Origin of the sequence: Mammaliicoccus sp. N-M50, assembly GCF_022386995.1 — a bacterium.
Taxonomy (GTDB): domain Bacteria; phylum Bacillota; class Bacilli; order Staphylococcales; family Staphylococcaceae; genus Mammaliicoccus; species Mammaliicoccus sciuri_A.
On the sequence record NZ_JAJNJA010000001.1, the window covers coordinates 490,797 to 514,405 of the forward strand.

Below are 23,609 nucleotides of genomic sequence, written 5' to 3' on the forward strand. Positions count from 1 at the left end.
TCACATATAAAAACAGAGCAGTTATCTACTTAATGTTAAGAGATAACTGCTCTGTTTTTTAATTTTAAAGAATTTGATTAACGAGTTCTACAACTTCTTCTTCTGTTGCACAGTTAATTGCTTTGTTCGCTAATTCTTGCATTTCTTTTTGATCTAATTGTTTGATTTGCTTTCTAGCTTTTAGAATACTTGTCGCACTCATAGAGAATTCATCTAAACCTAATCCAAGTAATAATGGAATTGCTGTATTGTCTCCAGCCATTTCTCCACACATACCAGTCCATTTACCTTCTTTATGAGAAGCTTCAATTACTTGCTTAACTAAGCGAAGAATTGCAGGGTTATATGGTTGGTATAAGTAAGAAACACGCTCAGACATACGGTCAGCAGCCATTGTATATTGGATTAAATCATTCGTACCAATACTGAAGAAATCAACTTCTTTAGCGAAGATGTCTGCAAGTGCTGCAGTAGATGGAATTTCTACCATAATACCGATTTCGATATCATCCGCAACGTTAACACCTTAAGAAACTAATTTTTCTTTTTCTTCAAGTAAGATTGCTTTAGCGTCTCTAAATTCTTTAATAGTTGCAATCATTGGGAACATGATATTTAACTTACCAAATTCAGAAGCACGTAATAAAGCTCTTAATTGTGTTCTAAAGATATCAGTTTGATCTAAACATAAACGAATCGCTCTATATCCTAAGAATGGGTTCATTTCTTTAGGTAAGTTTAGGTAAGATAATTCTTTATCTCCACCTATGTCTAAAGTACGAACGACAACACGATTGCCGTCCATTTCTTTTAAGACTTTGCTATATGCTTCAAATTGTTCTTCTTCTGAAGGCATATTGTCTCTACCCATGTATAAGAATTCAGTACGGTATAAACCGATACCTTCTGCGCCGTTATTTTTAACACCTTCTAAGTCATTAGGTGTACCAATATTCGCAGCTAATTCTACATGAACACCATCTTTAGAAACAGATTCATCATTAACTAATTTAGCTAATTCTTCTTTTTCAGCTAAGAAGTTTTTCTGTTTTTGTTCGTATGCTTGAACTTCGTCATCTGTTGGGTTAATGATTACATCACCAGATAAACCATCAATGATTAAACTATCACCATGGTTAACGCGATCAGTAATATCTTTAGTACCTACAACAGCTGGAATTTCTAATGAACGACTCATTATTGCTGAGTGTGAAGTTCTTCCACCGATATTTGTCGCAAAACCTTTAACAAACTCTTTGTTAAGTTGCGCAGTGTCAGATGGTGTTAAATCTTCACCTACAATAATAACGCTTTCATTGATCATACTAGGATTTGGTAATTCTACACCTAAAATATGTGCCAAAACACGTTTAGAAACGTCACGAATATCTGCCGCACGTTCTTTCATGTATTCATTATCCATATTTTCGAAGATTGTAATGAAGTTTGTTGATACTTCATTTAATGCAGTAGGTGCATTTACTTTGTTATTGCGAATATTTTCTTCAATTGGATTTAATAATTCTGGATCTTCTAACACTAATAAATGCGCATCAAAAATCGCAGCTTTATCTGCACCAAGTTGTTTTTCAGCATTATTACGAATTTGAGTTAATTCAACTTTTGATTGATTAACAGCCGCTTTAAACTTTTCAACTTCGCCGTCTACATCGCTGATATTTTCGCTTGAAAACGATAAGTCAGGTTCAACTAATAAATATGCTTTACTAATAGCCACACCATCAGATGCAGCTATACCTTTTAATAATTCAGACATTATTTAGTTAATCCTTCTTTAGATAATACTTCAGTAATTGCTTCGATAGCTTCTTTCTCATCACTACCCTCAGCGTAGATAGTAATTTCAGCATCTTTACCAACACCTAGGCTCATTACACCCATAATTGATTTTAAGTTAACTTTTTTAGCGTTATATTCTAATTGTACATCTGAATCAAATTTAGATGCAGTTTGAACTAACATTGTTGCTGGTCTAGCGTGAATACCCGTTTCGTCAATAATTACGTATGAATTTTGTTCCATTTTTATTGTCTCCTTCTGATACCTATATTAAATTTGTATAAAATCAAATTTTATCTATACGATTAAAGAATATCAAAAAACCACTTACAATTCAATCATATTACATAAGTATGCAATTATTTGAGCTGATTATTCTTTATTTTTGAAGGTTCGTGTATTCAACTGCTATTTGTGTACCAATTTTAGCGTTATGTTCAACAAGTTTAATATTTGTTTCTAATGATTTACCTTCAGATTGCTTAACGATTTCACCTAATAGGAATGGTGTAGAATCTTTGCCGTGAATACCTTCTTCTTCAGCTTTAGCAACTGCTTTGTCAATAATACCATTGATGAAACTTGGCTCTAATTGATCCTCTTCTGGTACCGGGTTAGCGACAACAATACCTGTTTCTAAACCTAAGTCCCATTGTACTTCTGCAAGTTTCGCGATTGTACTTACTTCATCAATTCTTGTGTTTAATTTAAGGCCACTTTCTCTAGTAAAGAATGCTGGAAGTTCGTCAGTTTGGTATCCAACTACCGGTACACCTTTTGTTTCTAAGTATTCTAATGTTTTGTCTAAGTCTAAAATTGATTTAGCACCTGCACAAATAACAGCTACTTTCGTTTTTGAAAGTTCATCTAAGTCTGCAGAAATATCCATTGTGTGTTCTGCACCTTTATGAACACCACCGATACCACCAGTAACAAAGAATTTAATATCTGCTAATTGAGCACAAATCATTGTTGAAGCCACTGTTGTTGCACCAATTTTTTTAGTTGCTAATATTTCAGCGATATCTCTTCTAGAAACTTTTGCTACATTTTCTGCACTTGCTAATAATTGTAATTCATCTTCGCTCAATCCAATTTTAATTTTTCCATCAATAATTGCGATTGTTGCAGGTACCCCACCATTATCTCTTACAATTTGTTCTACTTTTTGTGCCATTTCTACGTTTTGAGGATAAGGCATACCATGTGAAATAATTGTAGATTCTAAAGCAACAATTGCTTTACCTTCCTCTTTTGCTTTTTCTACCTCTGCTGAAAATTGAATATAGTTTTCCATTATAAAGCCTCCATGTCCTTAATTAATTGTTTTTTATCTAAATCTTGTCTTACTGTATAAGCTGTTTGAATTGTTTTAGATGCATTTGCTTTTGCTAAATCAATAATTTTGTCGATTTCATATGATTTCAACCATCCATAAATTAAACCTGATGTAAATGCATCACCGGCACCTGTTACATCAACGACATTATCCACTTTTTTAACTTCAAATTGTCGTTGACCTTCCTCACCATCATAAATAATATTATCTTTACCTGATGTCACAACTAAGTTCTTCACACCTAGTGATCTAATTTCACCAATGTATTGAATTAATTCTGCTTCTGTTCGTGCATCTTTACCTACGAATGATTCAACTTCATCTTTATTTAATATGAGCCAATCAACCGCATGTAAATTATGAGGTAGACGATTCATTTTAGGTCCCGAAACTGCAATCAATACTAATTTAATCTTTTTCTTCTCTGCATATGAACATAAAAACTCTATCGTCTCTTTAGGACAGTTTAAATCTGCAATAATACATTTTGATTTATTGAGTAAATATGTGTTTTTAATCATAAATTCTGGCGTAATTTTGTCATATACTGACATGTCCGCAAACCCCATCGTCATACTACCATGTTGATCTAACAATGCCGTATAACTTCCCGTTGATTCACTAGAAATCTTCTCAACATAATCCACATTCATAAATGGTGATGATAAATCAGAAATATGTTGCCACTCTGCATCATTACCTGAAGTCGTTAATAACAGAACATCTTCACCGATGCGTCCTAAATTCTCAGCAACGTTTCTAGCAACGCCACCAATAGAAGTTTCAGAAGTTACTGGATTTGAAGTACCCTGCACTAATTCGTCTGTAATATGAAATTTCCTATCTATGTTAGCCCCACCAATACAAACAATTGGATTTTGCTCGTTTAACACATATGCTTTCCCTTGAACATATTCTTTCTTAACTAAACCTGAAATAATATTTGCAACTGCAGGTCTAGACAAACCAACTTTATCCGATAACTCTTGTTGTGATATAAAAGGATTCTCTTTAATTAAGTTAAGAATTAATTTTTCATTTTCATTCATTAATTTCACCTCACAAACATTTGTTTATATTTCAAACTTTAGTTTACATTTTGATTATAAAGCGTTTTCAGAATAATTGCAAATATAAAATAAAAAATTACACAAAAATAAGCTAAGACATTACAAAATGCCTTAGCTTATTTCAATATTTTATTCACCTATAAAGTCTTGAATGACTGTTTCACATTTTTTAATGTGATCTTCACCCATTTTTTTCATTAAATAATAACTAATTGAACCAGCAACTGCTTGTCCAACTAATGGTACCCATCTTGATTGTTTTGCCGCTTCTCTTTTTACAACTGATCTAAATATAACTTTTACCATTGCATTCGTTACTTTTTGACCAATAAACTGGCTACCTCTCATTGCAGCTGATGTTAAAACTTTTTGTTTTAAATCATCTTGCATTTTATTAACTTGTTTATGGCTTAATCCATAAATTTTATTAATATCTTCAATGATATCGCCCATTAATTTAATATCCATACCAACACCAAGTCCTGGGATTGGTACTACATTTGCAGCTGAAGACATTAATGACTTCTTATGAATAAGTTCTTTAGCTTTTTTTCTACGTTCTAACAATTCTTCTTGTGAAGTTGGTAATTCAGAACGTTTCTTTATTTCTTGTATACCAAATGCTTTATTACCTGCTTTTGTCGTAATTTTATCGAAAATTCCCATTGTTTCCATTCTCCTCACAGTTCGATTATATTCAAACATTATTATAATAATATATACCCGAACTAGGAAATTTTAACCATTTATTTGTACGAATACGACTTTCAAGTATTTACTTGGTTTATAGTGTGGATGACTCTTGAAGTCTTTAGGTAATCCCATTACATCAGAGATTGTATAATCTACACCTAATTGATCTAATGTTTGATTAATCATTTTTTTGAATGCTTTTTGTGGAAAAGCACTTGAATTTGTACTTAACACTAAGTTACCATTCTCGTTTAATAATTCTAATGCACCTTCAATTAATTCAGGATAGTTTTTCTGAACACTAAAAGTCTTTTTCTTATTACGTGCAAAGCTTGGTGGATCAATAACGACAACGTCATAACTTAAACCATGTCTTAAAGCATATTTGAAATAATCAAATACATCCATTATAAATATATGGTTCTGATTAAGATCCATAGTATTTAAACCAAAGTTTGCTTCAGTTAATGGTCTAGCTCTATTAGCTAAATCCACACTTGTAGTAGATAGAGCATTTTCACTTGCTGCAACTGAAAATGCACCCGTATAACTAAATAAATTCAATATATCTTTATCTTGACTATAGTGGTCTCTTAATTTTTTTCTAACATCTTTTTGATCTAAGAAAATACCTGTCATTGGCCCATCATCAAGGTTAATATTATAGAACATATGGTTTTCTTCTATGACATATGGAAATTCTGGTGCTTCACCCGTTACGAAGTCTGACGCTGTTTCCATTCCTTTAAATCTTCTTTTCTCAAAAATTGATTTATAATCGAAGACTTCTTTAATTGCAGGTAATATTCTATCTTTTAATCGATATATACCTACTGAGTACCATTGAACTAATAAATGACCGTCATAATGATCAATTGTCAGTCCACCAATTCCATCGCCTTCAGCATTAAATAATCTATATGCATTGATTCCATCTACATTTTCATAATATGCTCTATCATTTTTAGCTTCTTCAAATAACTTTACAAAAAAGTTATGATCAATCTTTTCAGTTGAGTCTAATGATAATACCCAGCCTATACCTTTATTTTGTTCACCATAATATGCAGTTGCAATGAATCTTTTTCCTGCATCAACAAGCGCAACTAATTCGCCTTCATCCATTTTAGGCATATCAAAAACGTCGTCTTTTTCAACTAGAGGATACCCTCTTAAATATTTATCTTCTTTTCCTTTTTTGAGCATTAATTGTTTCATTATATATTAGCCATCCTTTCGAAATGTCTCACATATTATAACGTATATTATTCAAAACACCAAAAAACAGAGTATTCCCCTTTAGAATACTCTGTTAACCGAATTTTATTAATCAAAATTTCCCCCAGAAAGTTTTGATCCCCTTATATGTAAACGCTTACTAAAGTTAGTATAAAGGATAAGATTATTCCACGCAATACATTTTTTGAATAAATTCATTAAAATAGTTTACTTATTACATATTCAAACTTTTAAATACAGCAATTGCTCGTGCAAATTATAAAATAAAAGACACTTTATTGAGCGCATAGCGCTCAATAAAGTGTCTAATTATATCGTGTAAGATATTAAAATGATTTTTTCAAGTGAATGATAAATGCAGGTGTTACAAATAATAATAGTAAAAATGAAATTGGTGTGATAAACACGGAAAATTGTGACGTTTGAATTGCTGAAACAAAGAATGTCGTTGCAATTTCAAAGAATAATGCTGAAATGACAAACAACTTACCAAAATTATTTTTATTCTTATAATTTGTTGTGTAATTAAAGTATGCATATAAAATAATCAATAACATCATAATAAATAATGTTAGCCATTCAAAAACATATTGAATTTGAGATAATTTCCATTCACCTGATAAGAATAAACCATTTCGGTTATTAAACTCTATAAATGTAAATAAGAATAAAACTACAGTACTTATCCATTCTATATAGCTTTTCTTTAACCATTTCGGTCTTCTCATCCATCTTGGAATATCGTCTTCTTCGATTTTAATAATCTCTTTCCATTTTTCATTACGGCGTTTTCTTTTAGCAATTGCCTCTTCAGAATTGAATTTTTCTAAAGTCGCCTGTTTGAAATTCTGTAATTTTTGGTAAAAACCTTCTGCTAAAGTATATATTTTTCTTGTTAAGCGGTTATTTTTAACTCTTGAATATCTTTCTTCATGAAATTGTTCAATGTCTTCATCACTTACAGGTAAAGATCTTCTTAAATATAAACTAATCCAAACTGACATTTGACTTAGACACCATAACAGAATGAAGAATAAGTTAACACTCATAACGTCTATAGGCTTTACATTTTGAGCATCGATATTATGGTTCATTGCAAATTGTGAAATGAAATAACATAATCCATATGAAATGATAATCCATAAGTAATGTTTCTTTCGATGCATTGGATTAAGCTCATTTTTATAAACGACATATCCCACATGAATAGCAAATGGAATAATAAATAAGAAAGATGCAAAACTATATACTTGGAACATGGTCATCATAATAACAATCATTAAAATAATTGTCAGTCCGATATAAAATACAGAAATATCATAATCGTAATGCGTTGTTCTTCTTAAAGTACGTCCTACTAATAATACAAACACACCAAATAGCAATACGATAATTGCTGCGATAACTGGAAAGTTACCAATATAATGGTGCAATATTCTTACTAATTCATCAAAAAAAGCTACAAAAAAGTCCCAAATGTTATTGATATGGATATTACTTGAATCCTTGATATTATAGTCTTTAATACGCGGCGCATTAAAAAGTATAAGTAATCCAGTAATCAAAAGAAATATACCTATAATTCGACTAAAATGAACTTCCCAGCTTTTTTTCTTTATAGCCATGTTCTTCACCTCATTGAACATTATAATTGTTTCATTTTCAATTGTCTTTAATTATATTGAAAATCAGTCCCAAGTACTAGCAAGAAGTTTAATACTTATATGTAGTTGGGTATATAATAATATCATACATTTTAAAGGAGTGTTATTATGACTCATAATGATAAGCATAAAGAAGAAGCAGAAAAAGCTAAAAAGAAAGAACAAGAAAATAAGCAAGACAACAACAAAGGTCAGGATGAAACAAAAGAAAATATACAAGACACATTTGAATAAATGAATTTCATTACCTATTCGGGAGCGAAATCGCAAATTTAGATATATTGCGATTTCGCTCCTGATTTTATTTCGAATTTATTTTAATAACTTATAAATCATTTATTTAAGAAATTAATTTCATTTTTATGATTTACTATTGACAAATAGATTAATAAGACTTATCGTATGGATAACAAATTAATAAATGCACTAGGGGTGTTTTGAAACTGAGACAGACATGAAAAGGTCTGAACCCTTTGTACCTGATCTAGATGATACTAGCGTAGGAAAGTGTTCGTAAATCATATAATATTCATTTTTAAATGATAACAATATTTTTGTGCGCTTCTATTTAGATATAGGAGTGCACATTTTTTTATTTAAAAGGAGAATTTAACATGTCAAAAAGATTAACGTTATCAGATATTTTAGTAACTGTATTAATTGGTGCTTTGTTTGCAATCATTTATAAGTTCTTATGGATACCTTATGAAATTTTAAAACCACTCGGTCTACATTTAGAACAATCTGTATACGGTGTATGGTTTATTGCAGCGATTGTCACTTATTTAATTATTCAAAAGCCTGGTGTTGCAATTCTTGCTGAATTTGCTGCCGGTGCTGGCGAAACAATTGTAATGGGACAATTCGATATTCCAACATTTGTATACGCATTATTACAAGGTTTAGCTTGTGAAATCATTTTCTTAGCTGTTCGATATCAATCTAGAAAATTATCAGTTGCTGTTATAGCTGGTATGGCTGCAGGTATTATTACGTTACCAATTGATTGGTTCTATAATTACTTAGGTGACGTTGCTTTATGGAATGTTATTTTAATGTTTACGATTAGAATTTTAAGTGGTGCAATCGTTGCTGGTGCATTAGGCTATGCAATTGTAAAAGCACTCGACCAAACTGGTGTTACGAAATTGTTCAGACCAGCATCTAAAAAAGATTATGACTTATTATAGGAGTTATTCAATTGTTATCACTAAAAAATTTAAGACTAAAGTATCCTGATGATGAACGCATTATATTTAGAAATTTAAACATCAATATTAATGATAAAGAAAAAGTACTGTTACTAGGTCCAAGTGGATCTGGTAAAAGTACATTATTAAATGTATTAAGCGGTATTATACCGAGATCGATGGACATACCGATGAAAGTAGATTCAATCGATATCGATTCACTTCCGGGTGTTATTTTCCAAGACCCAGATACGCAATTTTGTATGCCTGAGATTAAAGAAGAATTAGCGTTTGTGCTTGAGAATATGAACATCGAACCTGATAAAATGGACGGATTTATAAAAAATGCCATGAAACAGGTAAATTTAAATGCTGACCCTTCACTTAAAATCAATCGTTTAAGTGGTGGTATGAAACAAAAATTAGCGATTGCTTCTATATTATTACAAGATACAAATACGTTATTTCTTGATGAACCGACAGCAATGCTTGATCATCAATCAACGACACAACTATGGGATTTGATTATGGAGCATTGGGATAATCAAACTGTTGTAATCGTAGAACATAAAGTTGATTATATTTGGAATTATGTTGATAGAGTTATTGTAATGAATGAAAATGGTGAAATCACTCATGATAGTACACCTCAAGATATATTAGATCATCATACAGACATTTTAAATGAATACGGTGTTTGGCACCCTAACTCATGGCAATATGCCCCAAAATTGTCTAACCAGACTGCTGAGCACAATCCATTGTTAAATATAGAGCAGTTAAATGTGCTGCGTGGCTCCAAAAAACTATTTACTATAGATGAATTGACGATTTCAAGTGGCGAGTGGCTTACAATCACTGGACCAAATGGAACAGGTAAGACAACATTTTTAGAAACGATGATGCAGCTCATTAAATATAATGGTCAAATATTTTACAAAAATAAACAGATCAAAAAAGTAAAAGATGCTTCTAAACATATGTATTTCGTATATCAAAATCCGGAATTACAATTCATTGAAACATCCGTATATAACGAAATATTTATCAATTATGCATATCAAGATAAACAAACAGCTCATGACAAGACCCAAGACATGTTGACGCTATTAAAACTCAATCATGTGAAAGACCAACACCCTTTCGAGTTATCAATAGGACAGAAAAAAAGATTAAGTGTCGCAACTGCATTAAGTACGAATTCTGAAATTATTTTACTTGATGAGCCAACATTTGGTTTAGACAGTCACAATACCTTTGAACTCATCAAATTATTTCATGAACGCGTTCAACATGGTCAAACTATCTTAATGATTACGCACGAAAATGAGATTATTAATCGTTATGCTACTAGAAGATTGACGATCAAAGACGAGCAATTACATGTAAGCGGTGGTGAATCTCATGTTAACTAATTGGAAGAAATACTCTACATTTATTGATGATGTGAATATTCTAACGAAACTTATATTAGGTATCACTCTATTTTTCCATGCGATATTTATTCATCAATTTGATTTCATGCTTTATTTAACGATTATTATGTTTCTTTATCTAATCTTTATGAGTGGCGTGAGATGGTTACCACTATTAATCGTCATTGCTATCACTTTATTTTTCGGACTCACTTCTTCCCTATTTATGATTTTTTATGGTGAAGGAAATGAAACAATTTTCAAGTTTGGTATTATTCATATTACTGAAGAAAGCTTTTTGAGAGGTATTCACGTAACCATGCGTACACTTGTCATTTCATTTTACGGCATGGTTATACCATTTACTTCACAAATCATTTATGTGTTTTATAGTTTCATGCAACATTTAAAAGTAAAACCTAAAATCGCATATGCTTTCATGGCTTCTATACGCATGATACCGCTTATGTTTAGTTCTTTTATGCAGTTAAGACAAGCTTTAAAGATGCGTTATGCAGTTATAGATAAAAGCAATCGTAAAGGCTTAAAATGGATACACCATTTACTCATTCCAACATTAAGTCAAAGTATAAGAAAATCTCATAGGTTAGCTGTTGCGATGGAAGCAAAAGGATTCACAAACGGCAAAAGAACTTTCTATTATAAAGTACCTTTCACTAAAAATGATTTATATTTCATCTTATTGACGATTGCACTCGTTGCTGTCGCATATTTATTAAATGTTTATTTACCTATAACACACATTTCAGATATTCGATAACATTGCGTTATATTTGACCATACCTTTCCCTAAAAGAATGAAATATAGCGCAATGAAAAGGCTGAGACAAACTTTGTTGTCTCAGCCTTTAATTATGATTTATATGCTTTTAATGCTTTATGTCCAATATCATTTCTATAGAATAGTTGTTCACTTTTAATGTGTTTGACTTGTTCATATGCATTTTTTTGAGCCGCTTCAATATTGTCACCTGTACCGATAACGATCATGACACGTCCACCGTTATTTTCATACTTGCCTTCTGAATTTTTCTTCAAAGCACTCACAAAATATTGATCTACATGCTCTAAACCTTCAACTGAATATCCTTTAGCATAACTACCTGGATATCCTTTAGATGCTAATACGACACCTACAACACTTTCATCTTTCCATTTTAATGTTATTGGCTCTTTATGATACACCTTGTTTAATATTTCAATAAAATCAGAATCTAATTTAGTCAATAATACTTGTGCCTCTGGATCACCGAATCTTGCATTAAATTCAATTACTTTTGGTCCTTCTTTTGTTAAAATTGCGCCAATATAAATCAAACCAAAATAGTTAATGCCTTCACTCACTAAAGCATCGGCAATAGGTTGTGCGATTTTTTGATTCGTTTCTTCCAATACATCGTCCGTAATATGAGGTACTGGACAGTATGCACCCATACCACCAGTATTCGGCCCTTTATCACCATCGAATGCACGTTTATGATCTTGGGCGATACAATCAAATGGAACTGCATATGATTGATTTACAAATGTCATAACTGAATATTCTTCTCCATCAAGAAACTCTTCGAATACGACTTTCTCATGAGGTGTTTGATATAAATTTTCTACGCCTTCTCTTGCTTCTTCACGTGTTAAAGCAACGATTACACCTTTTCCAGCTGCAAGTCCATCTTTTTTAAGTACAATAGGTATTTTACATTGCTCAACATAATTGATTGCTTCTTCTTTTGTTGTGATTGTCTTATATTCTGCAGTTGGAATATCATACTTTTCCATAATTTTTTTCGCAAATTCTTTAGAACCTTCTAATTGCGCTGCTTCTTTATTAGGTCCGAAGACTTTAGCATTTGTTTCCTCTAATGCATCTGTTAATCCATCTATTAAAGGTTGTTCAGGTCCAATTATTACCCATTCAATATTGTTTTCTTCTACAAAAGATTTTATAGCTAAATGGTCATTTTCTTGAACATCCGATACGATTGTCGCAACTTCTTCCATTGCATCATTACCCGGAATGACAAAGACTTCATTTACTAATTTAGACGATTGACATTTTTGAGCTAACGCATGTTCTCTTCCACCTGATCCTATAACAAGTACTTTCATATTGACCTCCTAATGTTTAAAGTGTCTCATACCAGTAAATACCATACTGATGCCATATTTATTTGCCATATCTATTGAATCTTGATCTTTAATAGATCCACCTGGTTGGATAATTGTTTTAATACCTGCTTTAGCAGCTGTTTCTACAGTGTCACCCATTGGGAAAAATCCATCAGAAGCTAAGGCTACATTTTCATTCATTTCAATAGCACGTTCAATTGCTATTTTTGCAGAACCAACTCTATTCATTTGTCCAGCACCTACACCAACAGTTTGGTGATCGTTCGCTAGTACAATGGCATTACTTTTAACTGAGCGGACAACTTTCCATCCTAGTTCTAAAGCTTTCCATTGTGCTTCAGTTGGTTCAACGTCTGTAACAACTTTCATTTCTTCGCGCGTTAATGTTGCATTATCTTTATCTTGAACTAAGTACCCACCTGAAACTGATACAAATTCTTGTTCATCTTGCGTTTCTGTCATATCAATTTCTAGTAATCTAATATTCTTCTTCGCTGTTAATACTTCTAACGCATCTTCGTCATAGCTTGGCGCAATAATAACTTCCAAGAAAATAGAATGTAATTTCTCTGCTAATTCCTTTGTAACGGCTCTATTTAAAGCGACAATACCACCAAAAATAGATTGAGAATCCGCTTCATATGCAAAATCGTACGCTTCTTCAATTGTTGCGCCTACACCAACTCCACATGGGTTCATATGTTTTACTGCAACAGCTGCAGGTTGTTCAAACTTTTTAATAAGTGATAACGTTGCATCGGCATCTTTAATGTTATTAAAGCTTAAAGCTTTACCATGTAATTGTTTAGCGCCAGCTAACGTATTCGGTTCGTTAGAAGTCTTTACAAAAGTAGCATTTTGTTGAGGGTTTTCTCCATATCTTAATGTTTCTGATGTATTTCCAAAGAATTCAACAATCGCATTATCATAATCATTTGTATGTTTAAATACTTTTACCATTAGTGATTTACGATAATCTTCATCTAATTTGTCAGAAGCAATACGTTCAATAACTTCATTATAATCAGAAGGATCTACGACTGTTGTAACAAATTTGAAGTTCTTAGCTGCTGCTCGTAACATAGTAGGTCCACCAATATCGATGTTTTCAATAGCTTCATCTTCTGTTACATCTTCTTTCTTAACAGTCTCTTTAAATGGATATAAATTTACGACTACTAAGTCAATTAAGTCGATGTCTTGTTCTTTCAATGCTGTTAAATGTTCAGGAATAGAACGATTTGCAAGAATCCCTCCATGTACACCTGGATGTAAAGTTTTGACTCTTCCATCCATTATTTCTGGAAAGTTTGTTAACTCTGAAACTGAATATACTTCAATCCCAGCATTTTCTAATGCCTTTTTAGTACCACCAGTTGAAAAGATTTTATAATCATTTTCTATTAATTTGCTTGCGAAATCTTCTATATATGTTTTGTCTGACACACTTAATATTGCATACTTCATTTTGTAAAGACTCCTTTATTGAATAATTTCTTTCATAACACGTGGATATAATTCATATTCTAAGTTCTGTATTCTTAATTGTAATGTTTCTCTCGTATCATCTGGATATACTTTACAGCTTAATTGGTCTATAATTTCGCCAGTATCCATACCGCTATCAACATAATGAACGGTTGCTCCTGTAACACGTACGCCGTAATCTAATGCTTGCCCTACAGCGTCCTTACCAGGAAAACTTGGTAATATTGATGGATGTATATTCAACATTTTACCTTCATATTGTTTTAATAATGTAGGACCAACAATTTTCATATATCCTGCTAAAATAACCCAACTTACACGATCTTGAGATAATCTCGTGAGTAGAGCTTCTTCATATTCTTTTTTACTATCGTAAGTTCTTGGATCAATGATATAAACAGGTAAATTAAATCTTCTTGCTCTTTCTATACAAAAGGCATTAGGGTTATCTGTATACAATGCTGTTACTTCTATATGGTCTAAATAACCTGCTTCGATATTTTCCATTATTTTCTCAAAATTTGATCCATTTCCTGATGCAAATACTGCTATTTTAATCATGATTGAACCCCCGTCAATTTGACCTGACCTGTTCCATTTGAAATTTCACCTATTACATATGCTTCTTCATTTTTTGCTTTCAAGATATCTAATGTTTCTTGAGCATCTTCTTTGTTAACGATAAGTACAAAGCCGATTCCCATATTAAACACATTATACATTTCCTCTGCTTCAATCTTTCCTTGCTCTTTTAACCATTGGAATATTTGTGGTACTTCATATGATTGAACATCGATATGTGCATCTTTATTTTCTGGAATCGCTCTTGGAATATTTTCAATAAATCCTCCACCAGTTATGTGAGACATACCTTTAACTTTTACTTTATCTAACACGGTAAGAACAGGTTTAACATATAGTTTTGTTGGTTCAAGAAAAGTTTCTAAATACGTTCTTTCTTCATCAAATGCATCATTTAAGTTAATTTGACTTTCTTTAATTAAATTTCTAACTAAACTGTAGCCGTTTGAATGTATACCACTTGATGTAATACCAATTATGACGTCACCTTCATTAACTTCACTGCCGTCAATATAGTCATCTTTTTCAACAGCGCCAACACAAAATCCTGCGATATCATATTCTCCTTCATGATACATTTCGCCCATTTCTGCAGTTTCTCCGCCAATTAATGCACAGTTCGTTTCTTTACAACCGACAGATACACCTGAAACAATCGCTTCAATCGTTTCAGGATTTACTTTATTCGTCGCAATATAATCAAGGAAATACAAAGGCTCTGCGCCAGTCGTTAAAATATCATTCACACACATCGCAACGGCATCGATACCGATTGTGTCATGTTTGTTATAATCAATTGCGAGTTTAAGCTTTGTACCAACACCGTCTGTTCCAGAAACAAGTACTGGTTTCTTCATATTTAATTGTGACAGATCAAATGCAGCACCAAAGCCACCTAAACCGCCTAGAACTTCCTTTCTCATCGTGCTTTGAACATGTGACTTCATTCTATTGACCGCTTCGTAACCAGCTTCAATATCTACACCAGATGCTTTATATGCTTTCGACATTAAGATTACCCTCTTTATCAAAGTATTGTTTATTACTAGCTAAATAAGCTTTTTGACGTGGACTTAAGTTTTGATAATATCTTTCTTCATAGTCATAAAGACCTGCTGGATAGTCACCAGTAAAGCTTTCTACACATAATCCGTGATAAGGTACGTCTTTATCTAATCCTATTGATCGTATTAAGCCATCAACTGATAAATATGCAAGTGAATCTGCACCGATATAATCTCTAATTTCTTCAGGTGATTTATGTGCAGAAATCAGTTCAGCAGATGTCGACACATCGATACCATAGAAACTTGGAAACATGAATTCTGGTGATGCGATACGTACGTGAACTTCATTTGCTCCAGCGTCTTTTAACATTCTGACGATACGTTTACTTGTTGTCCCTCTCACAATAGAATCATCAACAAGCACAATATTTTTACCATGTACGATATCTTTTACAGCTGATAATTTCACGCGTACACCTTGTTCTCGTAATTCTTGTGTCGGTTGGATAAATGTTCGAGCGACATATTGATTTTTTACAAGCCCCATTTCATAAGGCAAATGACTCTCTTCTGCATAACCAGATGCTGCTGAAAGTGAAGAGTTTGGTACGCCGATTACCATATCAGCATTTAAAGCCGGACTTTCTTGAGCTAATTTTTTTCCAGATGCTTTACGAACTGCATGAACATTCTTACCTGCAATTGTAGAATCGGGTCTTGCAAAGTAAATATACTCCATCGCTGAAATTGCAGTCGTTGTTTCCGTTGTGTATGATTCAACTCTTATACCATCATCATTTATAACAATATACTCACCTGCATGAATATCTCTCACAAACTCTGCGCCAAGTACATCAATTGCACATGTTTCACTAGCAATGATATAAGCACCCGTCTTCATTCTGCCTACAGCTAAAGGTCTTATTGCATTTGGGTCAACAGCACCATATAGTGCATCTTTTGTTAATAAAGCAAATGTGAAACCACCTTTAACTGTATTCAAACTTTCCTTCAATGCTTCTTCGAAAGTAGGCGCTTTACTTCTTCTTATAAGATGCATAATCACTTCAGTATCAGAAGAAGAATGGAAAATTGCGCCTTCTTGTTCTAATTCTTTTCTTAAACTTTGTGCATTGACTAAGTTACCATTGTGACAAACACCAACACTCATATCATAAAAGTGATATAAAAAAGGTTGAATATTTTCAATTCCTTTATTACCAGAAGTTGCATATCTTACATGACCTATCGCATGTTGATTCCCTTTAAAACCTTCTAATTGCACATCCGTAATCGCATCAGATAATAATCCTAATCCTCTTTCACCTTTTAACTCGAAACCGTTTGAAGTTACAATTCCTGCACCTTCTTGACCTCTATGTTGTAAACTATGAAGCCCCATGTATGTGAGTTGTGCAGATTCTGGATGATTCCATATACCAAATACGCCGCATTCTTCATTTAAACTCTTGATTTCATGCATTGAGCTATTGCCCCTTTCAATTGCTCATTCAAATCAGATACATTGTATTTAATTTGAGCAGCATCGTTTTTAATCGTAAATTGAGCATTATCAGTAACGCGACCTATTTCAACGGCATCGTCAATATCTATAGATTGTCCTTCTTTAACGATGACAATATATCTACCTTGAGTTTCACTAAATAATTGAGCATTTGTTACTGGTAACGTCACATCTAATCCTAAGTTAAAGTGTGTAGCTATTTTTGCAAGTCCAATAGCAAGACCACCTTTACCAACAGCTTGCGTATGTGAAATTTTGCCTGAACGTATAGCATCTTTAATTTGTTCTCCACGTTTTACTTCTGCTGATAAATCAATTGAACTTGGTTCATGATTAACTTCTTTAAATAATAATTTTTCAATCTGACTGCCACCAAAGTCATCTTTCGTTTCTCCAACTACGTATACACGATCATTTACTTTTGGTTGATAATCATTTAAATACGTCACATCTTCAATTAAACCAACCATACCGACTACAGGTGTAGGGAAAATTGACGTCCCTTTTGTTTCATTGTATAAAGAAACATTCCCTGATACGACTGGTGTATTTAAGGCTTCACAAGCTTCAGCCATTCCTTTAGTAGAATCTGCAAGTTGTTGGTATATATCTTTCTTCTCAGGAGAACCATAATTTAAGCAATCTGTCATTGCTAATGGTTTAGCACCTACAGAAATTAAATTTCTATACGCTTCTGCAACAACCATTTTTCCACCTTCATATGGATTGTTATAAACATATCTCGCTTCTCCATCTATAGTAGAAGCTATCGCTTTATTTGTACCTTCCACTCTAACTACTCCAGCACTTATACCTGGCTTGATAATTGTATTGGCACCAACTTGTTGATCATATTGGTCATATGCGTAATGTTTAGATGCAATTGTTGGATGATTAATTAGTTTTTGGAATACTTCTTCTACATTGATTTCATCATATTGATTATCATTGTGTTTAAATTCTTTTGCTTCCCCTTCAAGAATATAAACAGGTGCTTCATCAGCTAAAGGTTCAACAGGAATATCTGCGTATATTTCATCTTCATAAGATAAAACAAATCTATTTGTATCTGTTACTTCACCTATAACAGCAGAATCTAATTCATGATGATCAAATAAGTCTAAGAATTTTTGTTCTGTACCTTTTTCAACTACTAATAACATACGTTCCTGTGTTTCTGAAAGCATCATTTCATATGGTGAGATACCTTCTTCTCTTGTCGGTACTTTCTCTAAATGAAGATGGATACCACTTTCACCTTTAGCTGCCATTTCAGAAGAAGATGACGTTAATCCTGCTGCACCCATATCTTGAATACCTACTAATTCAGGATAAGTAATTGCTTCTAATGTCGCTTCCATTAATTTTTTACCTACAAATGGATCGCCTATTTGTACTGATGGTCTTTTACTTTCGGAAGCTTCACTCAATTCTTCAGATGCAAATGTTGCACCGTGAATACCGTCTCTACCTGTTTTTAATCCAACATAGATAACTGGGTTTCCGATACCTTTAGCAGTACCTTTTTGAATTTTGTCATGATCTATAATGCCAACACACATCGCATTAACAAGTGGATTACCATCATATCTTTCATCAAATTCAATCTCACCTGCTACTGTCGGTATACCGATACAGTTTCCGTAACCACCGATACCTTTTACGACTCCACTAAACAATCTGCGGTTTGTCTTATTAGATAACTCGCCAAATCTTAAACTATTTAATAAAGAAATAGGTCTTGCTCCGATTGATACGATATCACGGATAATACCACCAACACCTGTAGCAGCACCTTGATAAGGTTCAATTGCTGAAGGATGGTTATGAGATTCTACTTTAAACACGACTGCTTGATTATCACCGATATCTACAACACCAGCACCTTCACCTGGACCCATTAATACATGTTCTCCAGAAGTAGGGAATTGTTTTAAAAATGGTTTAGAATGTTTATATGAGCAATGTTCACTCCACATTACCGAGAATATACCTATTTCAGTAAAGTTCGGTTTGCGTCCTAAAATGCTTACGACTTTTTGATATTCTTCGTCCGTTAAACCCATATCTCTATATAAATATTCTTTTTCAATTTCTTCTATACTAGGTTCTAAAAACTTAGACATGTTGTTCCCTCCAACTTTCGATCATAGATTGAAATAATTTAACGCCACTATCTGAACCAAGTAATGTTTCCATGGCACGTTCTGGATGAGGCATCATCCCACAAACATTTCCTTCTTTATTCGTAATTCCAGCTATATCTTTATATGAGCCATTAGGATTATCATTGTAAGTTAAAATAATTTGATTATGTTTCACAAGTTCTTCATATAATTCATCTGTACAATAATAGTGACCTTCACCATGCGCAACAGGATAAATGACAGTTTCATCTTTATCATACTGATGTGTGAATTTCGTTTCGTTATTTACAATTGTTAACGATTCATTTCTACTTACAAATAAATGACTATCGTTATGTAACAGTGCACCTGGTAACAAACCAACTTCTGTTAAGATTTGGAATCCATTACACACACCAAGTACTGGTTTACCTTCACTTGCAAGTCTTTTTACTTCACTAATAATTGGTGCTACGCGTGCCATTGCACCTGATCTTAAATAATCACCAAATGAGAAGCCTCCAGGTATTAACACACCATCAAAACCTTCAAGAGAAGTTTCTCTATAGTCTACATATGCCGCTTCGACACCTGAACGTTTAGCAGCATTATACATATCACGATCGCAATTAGATCCTGGAAATACTAATACAGCTAATTTCATTATGCGTTCTCCTTATCTTCTAAGATTTTAAAACTATATTCTTCAATAACCGTATTGGCAAATAGCTTCTCACTTAAAGTATTAACGATATTCTTGATTGAATTTTCATCAGTTTCATCAACAGTCATGTAAATAACTTTACCTACTCTTATATCATTAACTTGTTCATAGCCTAAATCGTGTACCGCTCTATTTAAAGCTTGTCCTTGTGTATCTAATACTTGACCTTGTAACGTAATATGCAATTCAATCTTTTTCATTTTATAGTTCCTCCAATTTTTTGTAGAAAGTTTCATAAGTATCAATTAATGAGCCTGTATCTTCTCTATATACATCTTTATCAAAGTTTTCTTTTGTTTCTTTGTCCCAAATTCTGCATGTATCTGGAGAAATTTCATCCGCTAATAAGATTTCTCCATCAGATGTTATGCCAAATTCGATTTTGTAATCTACGAGTATTAAATTCATGTCATCCATAATTTCACTTAATACTTTATTTACTTTTAATGCTTCTTTTTTAATGGTTGATAATTCTTCTGATGAAGCAATATTCAATAATGACACGTGATCATCCGTAATAAGTGGATCATTCAACTCATCTTTCTTATAGAATAGTTCTAATAAAGGTTCTTTAAATTCATGTCCCTTTTCAAAACCTAGTCGTTTACAAATTGAGCCTGCTGCAACATTTCTTACGACAACTTCTAACGGGAATATTTCTACAGCTTTAACAAGTTGTTCTGTTTCAGAAATTTGTTCTACAAAGTGGCTCTCAACGCCTTTTTGTCGCAATATTCCAAATATTTTTGATGTAATTAAATTGTTTAAACGCCCTTTTCCAAGCATTTTATCTTTTTTAGCACCATTTCCAGCAGTCACTTCATCTTTATATTCGATTCTCAAAATACCATCTTGATCCGTATTGAAAACTCTTTTAGCTTTGCCTTCATAAAGTAATGACATATTAATCGTTCCGCCCTTCAAATAATTGATTAAATTGGTTTTCATCTTTATTTAAATCTGTTGATAATTTTGTAATATGTCCCATTTTACGATTTACTTTATTGACCTTTTTACCGTAAATATGAACGTGCCATTCAGGATGCTCACTAAAAACTTCTTGTAAATTCAACACATCTTGTCCTAGCAAATTCATCATGATTGCTGGTTGTAATAAAGTAATCTTTTTCGGTAAATGCCATCCTGCAACAGCAAGTATATGTGTATCAAATTGTGAGTAATCACATGCTTCGATAGAGTAATGTCCTGAATTATGTGGTCTTGGTGCAATTTCATTCACATAAAGTTGATGATCTTCCGTTACAAAAAATTCAATTGTAAACGTTCCTACAAAATGTAACTTCGTCATAATTTTTTGAACTTCTTGTATAGCTTGTGCTTCTAAATCTACTCTAGCTGGAACAACTGTCTTATATAAAATTTGGTTTCTATGTTCATTTTCTTGTAATGGAAAATAAACTGTATGATCATATATATCACGTGTTGCTGTTATGGATACTTCTTTAAATAGAGGGAGATATTTTTCAACTACGCAAGGTGTATCAATAATTAATTTCTTAGCTTCATCTAAATCTTCTTTAGATTGAATGACAAGCTGACCTTTACCGTCATATCCACCAAAGCGTGTCTTTATAATAAATGGATAGCCAATTGTTTCTATAGCTTCATTCAAGTCTTCTGTTGACTTAACTTCCATAAACGGTACAATTTGAACATTTGCGCTTTCTAATGTTTGTTTTTCAGTTAAGCGATCTTGTAATAAAGCAACTGTTTGGCTCCCTTGAGGAATATTAAATTGATTGGAAAGTTTTTCTAACTGTTGTGCATCTATATTTTCAAATTCATAAGTTACAACTTTAGAGATGTCACCAAGCTGATTGAGTGCATCTATATCCGAAAATTCAGCGTTTATAAATTGGTGTGCTACAAATCTTGCAGGGCAATCTTCGTCAGGGTCTAAAATGGCAACTTGAAATCCCATTCTTTGAGCAGATTGAGCCATCATTTTACCTAATTGACCTCCACCGACAATACCTATCATGTCACCTGATTCTAGGTTATAATAAGTCATTTTGCATTTCCTCCACTTTATCGACTAAACTTTTTTCATAATTAACAAGTTGTTTTCTTACATTTTCATCTGTCATACCGATCATTCTTGCGGCTAAAATACCAGCATTTTTAGATCCGGCTTTTCCTATTGCAGTTGTCGCAACCGGTATCCCACCAGGCATTTGTACAATCGACAACAATGAATCCATACCTTTTAAGCTTTTTGATTCAATAGGTACACCAATCACTGGAACTGTTGTTAATGAAGCTACCATTCCTGGTAAATGTGCTGCCCCACCTGCTCCAGCAATAATAATATCTATATTATGATCAGTAGCATTTTTAGCAAAGTCAACCATTTCTAATGGTGTTCGATGTGCAGATACGACCTTTTTCTCATATTGGATATTAAAATATTCAAGCATATCGCATGCTTCTTTCATGATTGGCCAATCTGAAGAACTACCCATTATAACTGCCACTTTCATGTAGGTCACCCTTTCAAATAGTTGAAATATTTAATCTTTTCTGTGTATATTACAGATATAGCATAACAATTGATCATGCTATTTTCAATGAAAAAACGAACATTTTATATATTTTTTACAAAAAAGTTTGATTTATGTTCGTATTAAGGGCATAATTTTCATTGTATCAATCAATATAGTTCGATTATTAATAGGAGGCAATTTTCATGGTAGCTAAGATATTAGACGGTAGAGAAATAGCGAAGACTTACAGAGCAGGTCTTCAGGCAGAAGTAGAAAAGTTAAAAGAACATAACATCGTACCTAAATTAACGGTCATACTCGTTGGTAATGATGGCGCGAGTCAAAGTTATGTTAATTCTAAGAAAAAAGCAGCTGAAAAGATTGGTATGATTTCTGAAATTGTACATATGGATGAATCATCTACTGAAGAAGAAGTATTATCTGAACTCGATAGATTAAATAATGACGATTCAGTAAGTGGTATATTAGTCCAAGTTCCACTTCCAAAACAAGTTTCTGAAGCAAAAGTATTAGAAGCAATCAATCCTGACAAAGATGTAGATGGATTTAATCCTATAAATATTGGTAGATTATATACTGGAGAAAGAACATTTATCCCATGTACTCCACTAGGTATAATGGAAATTCTCAAACATGCAGATATTGACTTAAAAGGAAAAAACGTAGCTGTAATCGGTAGAAGTCATATTGTTGGTCAACCAGTTAGTAAATTATTAACAGATCAAGATGCAACTGTTACTTTATTACATTCAAAATCAACAAATACAGAAGAAGTCTTAAAACAAGCAGACGTAATCGTAAGTGCAGTCGGACGCGTACACCTCGTTACAAAAGACTTAGTAAAACCAGGAGCAGTTATTATCGATGTCGGTAACACACCAGATGAGAATGGTAAATTAAAAGGTGACGTCGATTTCGAAGCTGTTAAAGAAGTAGCTAGTGCAATCACACCAGTACCAGGCGGCGTCGGTCCATTAACAATCACTATGGTATTGAACAATACATTATTAGCTGAAAAATGGAAAAACGGACTTGAATAAAATTATAATATAGAAAAAGCGGAACCCGATGACG

22 protein-coding genes, 1 pseudogene and 1 riboswitch are annotated in these 23,609 nt (G+C 32.8%); of the genes and pseudogenes, 5 read left to right on the forward strand and 18 right to left on the reverse strand.

All coding sequences use genetic code 11. The features are described from left to right. Window positions 1-64: 64 nt before the first annotated feature. From ptsP to auxA, 7 genes and pseudogenes are all read right to left on the reverse strand, one after another. A pseudogene (gene ptsP, locus LQ622_RS02480) lies at window positions 65-1,777 on the reverse strand (phosphoenolpyruvate--protein phosphotransferase). After that, complete coding sequence (locus tag LQ622_RS02485) at window positions 1,777-2,043, reverse strand: phosphocarrier protein HPr (protein ID WP_016912884.1); 267 nt, start codon at window positions 2,041-2,043, stop codon at window positions 1,777-1,779. The pseudogene ptsP and the gene LQ622_RS02485 overlap by 1 nt, the downstream one beginning before the upstream one ends. Window positions 2,044-2,179: 136 nt before the next feature. After that, window positions 2,180-3,097 carry a pseudouridine-5'-phosphate glycosidase gene (locus LQ622_RS02490; RefSeq protein ID WP_126476967.1) on the reverse strand — a complete coding sequence of 306 codons (918 nt, stop codon included), beginning with the start codon at window positions 3,095-3,097 and terminating at the stop codon, window positions 2,180-2,182. Further along, the gene (locus LQ622_RS02495; RefSeq protein WP_239774669.1) at window positions 3,097-4,188 is read right to left on the reverse strand and encodes a carbohydrate kinase; all 1,092 of its coding nucleotides are present in this window, start codon (window positions 4,186-4,188) and stop codon (window positions 3,097-3,099) included. The genes LQ622_RS02490 and LQ622_RS02495 overlap by 1 nt, the downstream gene beginning before the upstream one ends. Before the next feature lie 150 nt (window positions 4,189-4,338). Then, window positions 4,339-4,875 (reverse strand): hypothetical protein, encoded by a 537-nt coding sequence (locus LQ622_RS02500; RefSeq protein WP_025905191.1) that lies wholly within the window; start codon window positions 4,873-4,875, stop codon window positions 4,339-4,341. Between the two features lie 72 nt (window positions 4,876-4,947). Continuing rightward, entirely contained in the window at window positions 4,948-6,120 is a 1,173-nt protein-coding gene (locus tag LQ622_RS02505; RefSeq protein ID WP_204254992.1) for a class I SAM-dependent rRNA methyltransferase, read from the reverse strand. A gap of 347 nt (window positions 6,121-6,467) precedes the next feature. Next, window positions 6,468-7,766 (reverse strand): lipoteichoic acid stability factor AuxA, encoded by a 1,299-nt coding sequence (auxA, locus tag LQ622_RS02510; RefSeq protein WP_037587396.1) that lies wholly within the window; start codon window positions 7,764-7,766, stop codon window positions 6,468-6,470. Window positions 7,767-7,913: 147 nt separating this feature from the next. Between auxA and LQ622_RS15020 the strand changes: the two genes are divergently transcribed. The 4 genes from LQ622_RS15020 to LQ622_RS02525 all read left to right on the forward strand — a co-directional run bounded on the left by LQ622_RS15020 (window position 7,914) and on the right by LQ622_RS02525 (window position 11,191). Next, window positions 7,914-8,039, forward strand: coding sequence for a hypothetical protein (locus tag LQ622_RS15020; protein ID WP_255201038.1), 126 nt, complete (start codon window positions 7,914-7,916; stop codon window positions 8,037-8,039). A 184-nt stretch (window positions 8,040-8,223) separates the two neighbouring features. Then, window positions 8,224-8,328: riboswitch (TPP riboswitch) on the forward strand. A gap of 91 nt (window positions 8,329-8,419) precedes the next feature. Beyond that, window positions 8,420-8,995 (forward strand): ECF transporter S component, encoded by a 576-nt coding sequence (locus tag LQ622_RS02515; RefSeq protein ID WP_025905194.1) that lies wholly within the window; start codon window positions 8,420-8,422, stop codon window positions 8,993-8,995. 11 nt (window positions 8,996-9,006) lie between these two features. Beyond that, window positions 9,007-10,410, forward strand: a complete 1,404-nt coding sequence (locus LQ622_RS02520; protein ID WP_239774670.1) for an ABC transporter ATP-binding protein — start codon at window positions 9,007-9,009, stop codon at window positions 10,408-10,410. After that, complete coding sequence (locus tag LQ622_RS02525; protein ID WP_239774671.1) at window positions 10,400-11,191, forward strand: energy-coupling factor transporter transmembrane component T family protein; 792 nt, start codon at window positions 10,400-10,402, stop codon at window positions 11,189-11,191. Before LQ622_RS02520 ends, LQ622_RS02525 begins: the two co-directional genes overlap by 11 nt. Before the next feature lie 92 nt (window positions 11,192-11,283). On the opposite strand, the gene purD is transcribed toward LQ622_RS02525, so the two are convergent. From purD to purE, 11 genes are read right to left on the reverse strand one after another with little or no spacing between them, the layout of a single operon-like run. Then, the gene (purD, locus tag LQ622_RS02530) at window positions 11,284-12,537 is read right to left on the reverse strand and encodes a phosphoribosylamine--glycine ligase (RefSeq protein WP_206167185.1); all 1,254 of its coding nucleotides are present in this window, start codon (window positions 12,535-12,537) and stop codon (window positions 11,284-11,286) included. A gap of 9 nt (window positions 12,538-12,546) precedes the next feature. Further along, window positions 12,547-14,025: a bifunctional phosphoribosylaminoimidazolecarboxamide formyltransferase/IMP cyclohydrolase gene (purH, locus tag LQ622_RS02535; protein ID WP_239774672.1), complete on the reverse strand. Its 1,479-nt coding sequence runs from the start codon at window positions 14,023-14,025 to the stop codon at window positions 12,547-12,549. A gap of 15 nt (window positions 14,026-14,040) precedes the next feature. Further along, the gene (gene purN, locus LQ622_RS02540; protein ID WP_025905199.1) at window positions 14,041-14,607 is read right to left on the reverse strand and encodes a phosphoribosylglycinamide formyltransferase; all 567 of its coding nucleotides are present in this window, start codon (window positions 14,605-14,607) and stop codon (window positions 14,041-14,043) included. Next, the gene (gene purM, locus LQ622_RS02545) at window positions 14,604-15,638 is read right to left on the reverse strand and encodes a phosphoribosylformylglycinamidine cyclo-ligase (protein WP_239774673.1); all 1,035 of its coding nucleotides are present in this window, start codon (window positions 15,636-15,638) and stop codon (window positions 14,604-14,606) included. Before purM ends, purN begins: the two co-directional genes overlap by 4 nt. After that, window positions 15,622-17,118, reverse strand: coding sequence for an amidophosphoribosyltransferase (purF, locus tag LQ622_RS02550; protein WP_103361917.1), 1,497 nt, complete (start codon window positions 17,116-17,118; stop codon window positions 15,622-15,624). Before purF ends, purM begins: the two co-directional genes overlap by 17 nt. Beyond that, a complete protein-coding gene (gene purL, locus LQ622_RS02555; protein ID WP_239774674.1) occupies window positions 17,097-19,286 on the reverse strand; it encodes a phosphoribosylformylglycinamidine synthase subunit PurL in 2,190 nt (729 codons plus the stop codon). Before purL ends, purF begins: the two co-directional genes overlap by 22 nt. Beyond that, window positions 19,279-19,950, reverse strand: coding sequence for a phosphoribosylformylglycinamidine synthase subunit PurQ (purQ, locus tag LQ622_RS02560; protein ID WP_037587382.1), 672 nt, complete (start codon window positions 19,948-19,950; stop codon window positions 19,279-19,281). Before purQ ends, purL begins: the two co-directional genes overlap by 8 nt. After that, on the reverse strand, window positions 19,950-20,210 hold the full coding sequence (gene purS, locus LQ622_RS02565) for a phosphoribosylformylglycinamidine synthase subunit PurS (protein ID WP_025905204.1): 261 nt from the start codon (window positions 20,208-20,210) through the stop codon (window positions 19,950-19,952). Before purS ends, purQ begins: the two co-directional genes overlap by 1 nt. A gap of 1 nt (window position 20,211) precedes the next feature. Beyond that, the gene (purC, locus tag LQ622_RS02570; protein ID WP_126476986.1) at window positions 20,212-20,913 is read right to left on the reverse strand and encodes a phosphoribosylaminoimidazolesuccinocarboxamide synthase; all 702 of its coding nucleotides are present in this window, start codon (window positions 20,911-20,913) and stop codon (window positions 20,212-20,214) included. Window position 20,914: 1 nt separating this feature from the next. Beyond that, window positions 20,915-22,042, reverse strand: a complete 1,128-nt coding sequence (gene purK / locus LQ622_RS02575) for a 5-(carboxyamino)imidazole ribonucleotide synthase (RefSeq protein ID WP_239774675.1) — start codon at window positions 22,040-22,042, stop codon at window positions 20,915-20,917. Continuing rightward, the gene (gene purE / locus LQ622_RS02580) at window positions 22,029-22,511 is read right to left on the reverse strand and encodes a 5-(carboxyamino)imidazole ribonucleotide mutase (RefSeq protein ID WP_025905207.1); all 483 of its coding nucleotides are present in this window, start codon (window positions 22,509-22,511) and stop codon (window positions 22,029-22,031) included. Before purE ends, purK begins: the two co-directional genes overlap by 14 nt. A gap of 206 nt (window positions 22,512-22,717) precedes the next feature. Here purE and folD point away from each other — a divergent pair, with 206 nt between their 5' ends. Next, a complete protein-coding gene (gene folD / locus LQ622_RS02585) occupies window positions 22,718-23,575 on the forward strand; it encodes a bifunctional methylenetetrahydrofolate dehydrogenase/methenyltetrahydrofolate cyclohydrolase FolD (protein ID WP_037587375.1) in 858 nt (285 codons plus the stop codon). Window positions 23,576-23,609: the final 34 nt, after the last annotated feature.